Annotated in this window: 1 protein-coding gene; it reads left to right on the forward strand. The window is 73.8% G+C overall.

The window, feature by feature from the left end; genetic code table 11:
* Positions 1 to 52: 52 nt before the first annotated feature.
* The gene (locus D7X55_RS40110; protein WP_120549820.1) at positions 53 to 442 is read left to right on the forward strand and encodes a VOC family protein; all 390 of its coding nucleotides are present in this window, start codon (positions 53 to 55) and stop codon (positions 440 to 442) included.
* Positions 443 to 618 lie beyond the last annotated feature (176 nt).

Genomic DNA, 618 nt, shown 5'->3' on the forward strand with positions numbered 1-618 from the left:
CCCTGGCTCCCCCCACGGGCTCCCCCCTGCCCGGCCCATCAGGAGCGAAGCCATGCACCACAGCCGTCTCAGCACGTTCGTCCTCGACTGCAAGGTCGACGACATCGACGCCGCCGCGCGGTTCTGGAGCGCGGCGCTGGGGCGGAAGGTGAAGCCGGCGGACCCGGACTCGCCCTCGTACCGGGAGCTGGAGGCGGCGGACGCGGAGCCCTCGCTGCTCCTCCAGCAGGTGAGCCACGAGAGCCGCATCCACCTGGACATCGAGTCGGACGACCTGGACGCGGAGCTGGAGCGCCTGGAGGCCCTGGGAGCGAAGCGCATCGCCTACGTGAAGCGCTGGTGGGTGATGGAGGCCCCCACCGGTCAGCGCTTCTGCATCGTCCGCCCGCAGCGAGGCCCCCTGGAGGGCCGCGCCAACGTGTGGGACGGCGAGGGCCGCTGACCGCCTACGCTGGCCCCAGCGCGGCCTGGAGCAGGTCCAGCAGCCCCGGCCACTCCTCCGCGGACAGCCACAGCCCCTCCGGGGCGTGCTCCGCGGTCATCCGCAGGGAGGAGGACTCGAAGAGGCGGGCCGCCAGCGCGCCCTCCCTGGGAAGCGCCCCCTCCACCCGCAGCAGC

Source organism: Corallococcus sp. AB049A (genome assembly GCF_003668885.1).
Taxonomy (GTDB): Bacteria; Myxococcota; Myxococcia; order Myxococcales; family Myxococcaceae; genus Corallococcus; species Corallococcus interemptor.